The sequence below is a fragment of the Actinomadura harenae genome (genome assembly GCF_003696215.1).
Lineage (GTDB): Bacteria > Actinomycetota > Actinomycetes > Streptosporangiales > Streptosporangiaceae > Spirillospora > Spirillospora harenae.
In genome coordinates, this window is record NZ_RFFG01000104.1 from 18201 (window position 1) to 27922 (window position 9722).

Annotated in this window: 8 protein-coding genes; 2 read left to right on the forward strand and 6 right to left on the reverse strand. The window is 71.1% G+C overall.

The features are described from left to right. Nucleotides 1-218: 218 nt before the first annotated feature. From EBO15_RS35540 to EBO15_RS35550, 3 genes are all read right to left on the reverse strand, one after another. The gene (locus tag EBO15_RS35540) at nucleotides 219-1637 is read right to left on the reverse strand and encodes a S28 family serine protease (protein ID WP_233616658.1); all 1419 of its coding nucleotides are present in this window, start codon (nucleotides 1635-1637) and stop codon (nucleotides 219-221) included. Between the two features lie 361 nt (nucleotides 1638-1998). After that, nucleotides 1999-2220, reverse strand: a complete 222-nt coding sequence (locus EBO15_RS44635) for a hypothetical protein (RefSeq protein ID WP_158628450.1) — start codon at nucleotides 2218-2220, stop codon at nucleotides 1999-2001. A gap of 101 nt (nucleotides 2221-2321) precedes the next feature. Next, on the reverse strand, nucleotides 2322-2765 hold the full coding sequence (locus EBO15_RS35550) for a MarR family winged helix-turn-helix transcriptional regulator (protein ID WP_122198861.1): 444 nt from the start codon (nucleotides 2763-2765) through the stop codon (nucleotides 2322-2324). Nucleotides 2766-2886: 121 nt separating this feature from the next. Here EBO15_RS35550 and EBO15_RS35555 point away from each other — a divergent pair, with 121 nt between their 5' ends. After that, nucleotides 2887-4455, forward strand: a complete 1569-nt coding sequence (locus EBO15_RS35555) for an MFS transporter (protein WP_122198862.1) — start codon at nucleotides 2887-2889, stop codon at nucleotides 4453-4455. A gap of 12 nt (nucleotides 4456-4467) precedes the next feature. Then, a complete protein-coding gene (locus EBO15_RS35560; protein WP_122198863.1) occupies nucleotides 4468-5301 on the forward strand; it encodes an alpha/beta fold hydrolase in 834 nt (277 codons plus the stop codon). Between the two features lie 164 nt (nucleotides 5302-5465). Here the strand turns inward: EBO15_RS35560 and EBO15_RS35565 are convergent, their stop codons facing one another. From EBO15_RS35565 to EBO15_RS35575, 3 genes are all read right to left on the reverse strand, one after another. Continuing rightward, entirely contained in the window at nucleotides 5466-5882 is a 417-nt protein-coding gene (locus EBO15_RS35565; protein WP_122198864.1) for an acyl-CoA thioesterase, read from the reverse strand. A gap of 245 nt (nucleotides 5883-6127) precedes the next feature. After that, nucleotides 6128-7792, reverse strand: a complete 1665-nt coding sequence (gene ettA, locus EBO15_RS35570; protein WP_122198865.1) for an energy-dependent translational throttle protein EttA — start codon at nucleotides 7790-7792, stop codon at nucleotides 6128-6130. A gap of 227 nt (nucleotides 7793-8019) precedes the next feature. Further along, nucleotides 8020-9309 (reverse strand): GGDEF domain-containing protein, encoded by a 1290-nt coding sequence (locus EBO15_RS35575; protein WP_122198866.1) that lies wholly within the window; start codon nucleotides 9307-9309, stop codon nucleotides 8020-8022. Nucleotides 9310-9722 lie beyond the last annotated feature (413 nt).

Consider the following 9722-nt stretch of genomic DNA (forward strand, 5'->3'; position numbering starts at 1 on the left):
GCGTTCGGGGGCGCTCGCCGGAGGGCCGGGGTCGCCTCTGGGCCGGGTGAAGACTTCTTCACCTCCAGGTAGATCGTCGCGGTGCCGCGATGCCGCCCGGCGGCGGAAATGACGAGCCGCGGAAATGACGAGGCGTGGGACACGGACCTGGGGGATGGTCCGCGTCCCACGCCTCGGGGGTGGGAACCGGAGCCCGCGAGGGGCTCACGGCTCGTCGGCTACAGCGGGGGGCGCTGCGCCAGGGTCGGGTCCTCGCCCATCGGGGTCGGGACCGTGAAGCTCGCCTTCATGGTCGGCGTGACGCCGGCCCAGCGCTGCAGGTCCGCGATGGCCTTGGCGCGCTGCGCGTCCGGAAGCTTGGCGATCAGCCGGCCGCTGTGGTTCATGCCCGGGGCGACGTAGACGGCCGAGTCGCGGCTGCCCTTGCCGAGCCGGAACGGCTTGCTGCCCCACGGGTCGTTCGCGCCGTAGACGAACAGCATGTGATTGGCGTTGCCGCGCACCCACGAGTCGATGTCGCGCATCGCCTTGCCGTTGTCGAACTTCATCGGGATGTCGCGCGGCACGTACGTCCGGGGCACGTAGCTGCTCTCGTAACGCAGCAGGTCGTGCAGGTTCGGGAACTTCGGCGACGGCCAGCCGAGCTGCGTGCCCGCCTGGTAGTAGTACGGGATGAACGCCTGCAGGCTCTGGTCGGCGTAGGACGACACGTCCGAGACGTCGTTGAACACCTTGTAGATGTCGTCGTCGGACGCGGTCGTCGCGGGCAGCGTGGCGCACTCGGACTGCAGGTGGTACTGCCAGAAGCCCCACTCGAAGTCCATGACGGAGTTCTCGAAGGCGCGGTCGGTGGTCTTCAGGATGGAGAACGTCCACCCGTTGGCCTTGGCGTCCGCGTTCATCCGCGTCTCCATGGCCGTGCGGCGCTTGAGGATCTCGCGGGCGAGGTCCTTCACGTGCACGCGGCACTTCGGGTCGGTGCCGACCGTCTGGAAGAACTTGTCGTACGCCTTGTCCTTGTTGTTGTTGTAGTCGTTGGGCGCGACGTACACGACGGACCCGGCGACGTCGTTCGGGTAGAACCGCTTGTGGTAGGTGGCGGTCATGCCGCCCTTGCTGGCGCCCGTGTTGATCCACTTGGCGTTGTAGATCGGCTTGAGCGCCTGGACGATGCGGTGCTCGTCGGTGGCCGCCTGCCAGATGTTGTCGTTCTTCCAGCTCGCGGCGGTCGGCCGGGACGGGCTGAAGTACCGGTACTCGACCGAGATCTGGTTGGCGTTCAGCAGTGCCGTCGGCTCCGACTGGAACATCGTCTCGGGCGTGTTGTAGCCGCTGGTGTACTCCACCATCGGCGCGCTCGCGTCCCGGTGCTCCAGCATGATCCGCTGCTCGAACCACTTGCCCTTCGGCTTGCGGTGGTCGACCGGCTGCTTGTAGGTCAGCCAGAACCAGCGGTAGCCGGGAAGCGTGGAGGTCTTCTCCTGGACGGTCATGCCCGGGATCGCCTTGAGCCGGGTCAGGATGTCGCCGCTCTTGGCCGGTGCCGCGGCCTGGGCCGCGGCGGTGATGCCGAGTCCGGAGGCGGTCAGGCCACCCGCCAGCAGCAGGGTCATCGCCCTCTGGGAAACGCGCCGCATCTTCTCACCTTCACGTGGGTTCGCCACAATTCGCGTTGCGACCGTAGAGGTAAGAAGTGTGACGAAAACATACCGCTGGGACGCTTGTTACACACCCGTGACCGTGTGGCGATCTCCCGCTATCAGACCATGTCGCCTTCGCGCGGAGGGGAGGGACACGCCGAAACCCCAGGTCAACACCCTGAAGCGGACGCCACGGACGGGCCCGCGACCACGCCCGCGGCGGCCCCGGACGGTCCGTCCGTGGCCTGAGGTGGACGCCCCCGCGCGGGGGCCGCGCGACCCGCGGCGGACACGCCGTCCGTCAAGGCGAGCGGTCAGAACCGGCCCTCCGGCGAGCGGGGGCGGGCGGGGCGGGCGGTCAGATCAGGCCGCCGCTGAGGAGGTGGATGACGAGCCAGGCGAGGCCGAGGAGCAGGGCGAGGCGGCGGAGCTGCCAGCCGACGGGCTTGCCGCGGACGGCGAAGACCTTCCAGATCACCTCGGACAGGGTGTCGCCCGGCTGGCGGTTGAAGAGCGCGGGCACCTCGATCGCGAAGAACATCGCGACCCACAGGATCCAGGCGAAGACATAGGGGGACATCGAGACCTCGAACGGGGGCGGCTGTTTCTGCCCGATTGATCCCCATATGTCGAGATCATTACCCCAGTTCAGGGCCACTATTTCCGGAAAGTTCCGGCAAGTCAGATCAGGACGTCCACGGCCCGCTGGAGCAGGACGCGCAGCGCCTCCAGCTCACCGGGGTCGAACGCGTCCACGATGCGGCGCTCGACGGCGACGGCCGCGGCGTCCGCCTCGGCCAGGAGCCCCTCGCCCTCAGGGGTGAGCCGGGTGACGAGCACCTGCGCGTGGTCCTCGGACGGGTGGCGTTCGACGAGGCCGCGCCCCTCCAGCGTCTTCAGCACGGTCGTCATGCTCTGCGGCGTCACCGCGCAGAACCGGGCGAGCCGCGCGCCCGAGACGCCCGGGGCCAGCGAGAGCGCGTACATCGCCGCGTACTGCGGGACGGTCAGCCCGAACGGCCGCAGCACCCGGCTCTTCTCCGCGATCAGCGCCTGCTCGGCCCGCTTGATCAGCCCGCCCGGACGCCAGGCCGTGGCCTGCTCGATCCGTTCGTCGTCCTCCATCGGACCTCCCCTCCGGGGAGCACCCTACCAGGACTCGATGACTTGACAAGATCCGTATTCGCATCAAAGCTCGTACCTGCATCAGGGTTCTGATGGTTATTCGACCTCGAAGGGACACGACATGCCCGGCTCCGCCCGGCGCACCTCCCCCGCGGCGACGCTCACCGTGGTCTGCGGCGCGCTGCTGCTCATCCCGGTCACCGCCACCGGCGCCGCCGAGGCGACCGCCGACGTCGGACGGTCGCTGCACACCGGCCTCGCCGCCTCGCAGTGGGTCGTCAACGCGTTCTTCCTGACCTTCGCGAGCCTCATGGCGAGCACCGGCTCGCTCGCCGACCGGATCGGACGGCGCCGCATGTTCGCGGGCGGGATCGCCGTCTTCACCGCGTCCATGCTGCTCGCGACGCTCGCGCCGGGCATCGGGACGCTCGTCGCCGCGCGCCTGCTCGCCGGGGCGGGAGCCGCCGCGGCGACCACCGGAGGCAGCGCTCTGATCGCCGCCGCCTTCACAGGCGGCCCGTCCCGCACCCGCGCGTTCGGCCTGTTCGGGACCGTCCTCGGCCTCGGCCTGGCGTTCGGCCCGGTCATCGCCGGGCTGCTCGTCACCGGCCTCGGCTGGCGGGCGTTCTTCGGCGTCGCCGCCGTCGCGCTGCTGCCGAGCCTGCTCGCCGTCCCGCTGCTCACCGAGTCACGGCGGGACGCTCCCGGCCCGATCGACTGGACGGGCGCCGCGACCTTCACGCTCGGCCTCTCCGCGTTCACGTTCGCGCTGGTCGAGGGCCCCTCGCTCGGCTGGACGCACGGCGCCGTCCTCGGCGGGTTCACCGTCTGCGTCCTCCTGCTGGCCGCGTTCGCGCTCGTCGAGCGCCGTCATCCCAGCCCGCTCGTGGACCTCGCGCTGCTCACCCGCCCGCGCTTCGTGGCGATCTCCGCGATGCCGTTCCTGCTCGCGTTCGGGTTCGTCGCGCTCACGATCGTCCTGCCGCCGTACCTCATGGCGACGCTGCACGCGTCGGCGGGCACGGCGGGCCTGACGCTGATGCTGCTCACCGGGCCCGCGCTCGTCCTGCCGCCGCTCACCGGCGTCCTCGGCCGGTGGCTGTCCCAGCGCGTCCTGCTCGTCCTGACGTTGCTGCTGGTCGCGGCCGGGACGGCGCTGCTGGCGCTCGTCCCGGGCGGCGCGGGCGCGGGCTCCCTCGCCGCGCCGCTGCTGCTGGTCGGCACCGGCTTCGGGATCTCCCTGGCCATCATGGACGGCGCGGCGATCTCCGCCGTCGAGCCCGAACGCGCCGGGATGGCGGCGGGCCTGTTCAACACCTTCCGGATCAGCGGCGAGGTCGTCGCCGTCACCGTCCTCGGCGCGCTGCTCACCACCCTCACCCGCTCCGGCCTGGCCGGACGCTACGGCGACGGCGCCGCGTCCGCCGCCACGTCCCGGCTGCTCCAGGGCGACATGACTCCCCCGCCCGGCGTCGCGGCGACCGGCTACGCCGAGGCCGCCACGCACGCGTACGCGGGCGCGCTCCACGACGCGCTGTGGGCACTCTCCGCGTTGTCCCTGGTCGGAGCGCTGATCGTCGCGCGGCTCCTTCGTCCGACCGCTGACTCGTCCGTCTCCACCGTCACCACCACCACCGCCACCGCCACCGCCGCCGTCGAGCGACGCGCGGCGGTCGAACCCGCCCTCTGAGAGGAATCCTTCATGCCCACTGTCGACGTCCAGCTCAGCACCGGCCCCAGCACCGTCAACTACCTGCTCACCGGGACCGGGCCCGGCCTCGTCCTCGTCCACGGCACCGGCGCGGACGGCCCCGGCAACTGGGGCCCGCTCATCGACGCCCTCGCCGACCGCTTCACCCTCCTCGCCCCAGACCTGTCCGGCGCGGGCGCGACCCGCGACTCCGGCGGCCCCATCTTCGTGGACGACCTGGTCAGGCAGGTCGTGGGCGCGGCCGACCACGCCGGGCTGGACCGCTTCCACCTCGCCGGGCACTCCCTCGGCGCGACCGTCGCCACGGCCGCCGCCGGGACCGTCCCGGACCGCGTCCTGTCCCTCACCGCGCACGCCGGATGGGCCAGGACCGACGCCTGGATGGCCTTCCAGTTCGACCTCTGGGCGCGCCTCACCCGCCTGGACCCCGAGCTCCAGGCCCGCCTGCTCCAGGCCACCGCGATGGGCGCCGACACCCTCCGCGCCCGGACCGCGTACGACTTCGCCGCCGCCACGGCCGGTTTCACCCAGGCCGTCCAGGCCGCCGGGGAGGGCTACCTGCGCCAGATCGAGACCGACGTCACCGTCGACATCACCGGCCTGCTCCCGAAGATCAGCGCCCCGACCGTGGTGGTCTCCAGCACGGACGACCGCGTCGTCCCGCCCCACCACCAGCGGCACCTGGCCGCGGCCATCCCGAACGCCCGCCTGGTCGAGGTCCCCTCGGGGCACGGACTCCCGTTCGAGAACACCGCGCTGTTCGTCCGGGCCCTGACCGAGATCATCGACGCCCACGCGGCCGCGGTCGCGGTCCCGGCGGGCTGAACACGCCCGATATCCGTGTGGCCGGGCGACCCCGGCCACACGGCCAGGTCCGGCCACGCGGACAGCCCCGGCCACGCGGACAGCCCCGGCCACGCGGGCAGGCCCGGCCTTGCCGCACGGACAGGCCCGGCTCGCCGGGCCTCGTGGACGGGCCTGGCCTCCGCCTACTCGGCGGGGGTCAGGTACCGGCCGATGAAGTCGCGCTCGTACGGCGTGAACCGGCGCAGCCGGTTGTTCTCCACATCGAACGCGACGAGCACCGAGGTCGCGCGGGCGTACACGTTCTCGTCGTCCCGCACCTCGTAGGCCAGCGTGAACGACGCGCCCCGCGCCCGGGTGATCCACGTCTCCACCCGGACGGGCTCGACGGTCGGCAGCAGCGGGGTCACGTAGTCGATCTCGTGCCGCGCGACGACCATCCCCCGGATCGGCTCCTCACCCTTGCGGACGGGATCGGCGTGGAACATCTCCAGCCGCGCGTCCTCCAGGTAGCCGAGGAACTTCACGTTGTTCACGTGTCCCTGCGAGTCGATGTCGCCGAACCTCAGGTGGAACTCGTACACGTGTCGGAAGTCCGCCATGGGCCGCTCGTCACCGCTCTGCATGTCCTCGCCCGGGGTCGTCGAAGATGGATCGCGGGCCGATGCTACCCGGCGTCCCGGCCCGCCCGTTCACCGCCCGCCGGCAATGGATCATGCTCCTGTCCTCCTCACCCCACCCGAACGGACCAGGGCGAAAAGGGCGGAGCGCCGCGCCCCTCCTGGGACGCGGCGCTCCGAAGAGGCCGGACACGGCCCGCCGGACTCGGCCGGCGGGCCGTGTCCGGTCAGTCGCGGGTGAGGCGACGGTGCGTCACGCGGTGCGGACGGGCCGCGTCGGCGCCCAGGCGCTCGATCTTGTTCTTCTCGTAGTCGGCGAAGTTGCCCTCGAACCAGAACCAGTTCGAACCGTCCTCCCACGCGAGGATGTGCGTGGCGATGCGGTCCAGGAACCACCGGTCGTGCGAGGTGATCACGGCGCAGCCGGGGAACTCCAGGAGGGCGTTCTCCAGGCTCGACAGGGTCTCGGTGTCGAGGTCGTTGGTCGGCTCGTCCAGCAGGAGGACGTTGCCGCCCTGCTTCAGGGTGAGCGCGAGGTTCAGCCGGTTGCGCTCGCCGCCGGACAGGACGCCCGCGGGCTTCTGCTGGTCCGGGCCCTTGAAGCCGAACGCGGCGACGTAGGCGCGGGACGGCATCTCGACCTGGCCGACGTTGATGTGGTCCAGGCCGTCCGAGACGACCTGCCACACCGTCTTGTCCGGGTCGATGCCGCCGCGGCCCTGGTCCACGTAGGAGACCTGGACCGTCTCACCGACGCGGAGCACGCCGCTGTCCGGCTTCTCCTCGCCGACGATCATGCGGAACAGGGTGGTCTTGCCGACGCCGTTCGGGCCGATGACGCCGACGATGCCGTTCGGCGGCAGGTTGAGGGACAGGTTGTCCATCAGGACCCGGTCGCCGAAGCCCTTGGTGAGCTTGTCGGCGACGATCACGGTGTTGCCCAGGCGCGGGCCCGGCGGGATCTGGATCTCCTCGAAGTCCAGCTTCCGGGTCTTGGCGGCCTCGGAGGCCATCTCCTCGTACCGCTGGAGACGGGCCTTGGACTTGGTCTGGCGGGCCTTCGGGTTCGACCGGACCCACTCGAGCTCGTCCTCGAGGCGCTTCTTGCGCTTGGCGTCCTTGTTGCCCTCGACCTTGAGCCGCTCGGCCTTCTTCTCCAGGTAGGTGGAGTAGTTGCCCTCGTAGGGGTGGCAGCGGCCCCGGTCCAGCTCCAGGATCCACGTCGCGACGTTGTCCAGGAAGTACCGGTCGTGGGTGACGGCGAGGACGGTGCCCTCGTACTTGGCGAGGAACTGCTCCAGCCACTGGACGGACTCGGCGTCCAGGTGGTTGGTCGGCTCGTCCAGCAGCAGCAGGTCGGGGGCCTGCAGCAGGAGCTTGCAGAGCGCCACGCGGCGGCGCTCACCACCGGAGAGCATGGTCACGTCGGCGTCCCGCGGGGGGCAGCGCAGCGCGTCCATCGCCTGCTCGAGCTGGGAGTCCAGGTCCCAGGCGTTGCGGTGGTCGAGCTCGTCCTGCAGCTTGCCCATCTCCGACATGAGCTCGTCGGAGTAGTCGGTCGCCATCTGCTCGGCGATCTCGTTGAACCGGTCGAGCATCGCCTTGGTCTCGGCGACGCCCTCCTCGACGTTCCCGAGGACGGTCTTCTCCTCGTTCAGCGGCGGCTCCTGCTGGAGGATGCCCACCGTGAACCCCGGCATGAGCTTGGCGTCGCCGTTGGACGGCTGCTCCAGACCGGCCATCATCCGCAGCAGCGTCGACTTGCCGGTGCCGTTCGGTCCCAGCACGCCGATCTTGGCGCCTGGCAGGAAGTGCAAGGTGACGTCGTCGAGGACGACCTTGTCGCCATGTGCCTTGCGCACACGCTGCATCGTGTAGATGTACTCGGCCATAATCCTCAAGCCTATTGGGTCCCGGGCACCGTTCGTCGCACCCTTCCAAGACCCCACCGTCCACCCAGTCCCGAGTAAACGTGACCCGGCACACATATCCGCCGAACCACCCCACCCCGGCCAACGAAACGCCCCCTGCCCCAGGGTGATCGTCCAGAAGGACGCTCCGGAGGCAGAGGGCAGGGGATGAGGCGAGCGGGGGACGGCTTCGCTGGGGTGGGGGCGGGTCAGTCGTCGGTGGGGTGGGGGCCTTCCACGGCGGGGAGGCAGACCCGGTCGCGGCCCGACTCCTTGGCCCGGTAGAGGGCGAGGTCGGCGGCGGCGAGGAGTTCGATGAGGTCGGAGCCGTGGGTGTGGAGGAGGGCGACGCCCACGGAGATCGTGACGGCGACGGTGCCATGGTCGGCGGGGACGGCGAGGCGGCGGACGCGGCCGCGGAGGCGCTCGGCGATGCGGCACGCCTCGACGGTGTCGGCGCCCGGGAGGAGGACGACGAACTCCTCGCCGCCGAAGCGCCCGACCACGTCGTAGTCGCGGACCTGGCCGCAGAGGGTGCTCGCGACGCCGATCAGGACCTGGTCGCCGATCAGGTGGCCGTGGTTGTCGTTGACCTTCTTGAAGTGGTCGATGTCGATCAGGAGGAGGGCCAGCGCCTCGTCCGTGCGCTGGGCCCGGGACAGCTCGGTGTCGGCCTCGCGCTGCCAGGCGGCGGCGTTCAGGAGGCCGGTCTTGGCGTCGGTGCGGGCGGCGGCCTGGAGCTGCTGGTGCATCAGGCTGCGCTGGAGCAGGACGACCGGGGGCAGCGCGAGCAGCAGGAGCGCCGGGGAGACCGCGCTGGTGATCGTGACGATCACGCCGACGCAGAGTTCCACGACGTCCAGCAGGAGGCTCTCGCGGTTCCAGAGGACCTCGCGCCACCGGTTCCCGGGGGCGGCCGCGTGGGCGGCGACGGCGACGATCCCCGTGTTGAGGACGGTGAACAGGGCCGCGCAGGCGACCGCGACCGGGATGCCCGGATAGCCGTCGACGACCCAGCCCGGACCGTCCGCCAGTGGTTCGGGGATCACGGAGTGGAAGACGACGCTCGCGCAGGCGCCCGCCAGTCCGAGCGCCGAGGTGACCATGATCCGCCGGTACAGCAGCGTCCGGCGGACGCGGAACTGGAGCAGCGTCTGCAGCGGGATCGGGATCAGCAGCGCGTACACCGGCGGCAGGAGCAGCGCCACCGGCAGCCACCACGCCGACAGCAGGTCGCGTGCGACGCCCGCGGGCATCCCGAGACGCCGGGACGCCTCGATGCAGACCGCCCCACAGGCCAAGAGAGCGGTAAATGTGAGTAGATCTTCCAGCCGGAACGAGGTGCGCCAGAGCCCCGCGGCGGTCAGCGCCAGGTGCAGCAGCACCACCGCCGGGACGTAGACGGCCAGCAGGGACGGCCGCCCGGATCCCCCTGGGCGCCGGGACGTGTGGGTAAGGTCGCCACCTCGGTCCTCGGCGGACGACTGCACTGCCGTCATCCTTCCCCCCTATGCATCACGTTGTGTAACACGATAGTTGCAACGTGTGCGGAGTGCGTCGGAAACCGGTACCTTCGATACCTCAACAGGCGGACGGCCGCCGTGGCCGTCCACAAGGGGCCGCGGGGCTCCGCGGCCCCCCGCACATCTGGAGGGGGAATCCACCATGCGCGGCGTTTCCTGGGTCTAGCGCTCTGGACCCTGCGCACTGTGGTCGCATCACGACAGTGTGCCTTCGCCGCGGAAGGGTTCCGCGGCGGGCGGCCATCCCGACCGAGGCCCGCGCCGCACCGGGCCGAACCGTCCGCGCCGGCCGACGCCCCCGCGACGGTTCCCCTCCCGGCACCCGCCCGGCCTCCGCGTGACCGCCAGGCCCGGTGGCCGCGTCCTCCGGACGGGCCGCGCCGCCCCCG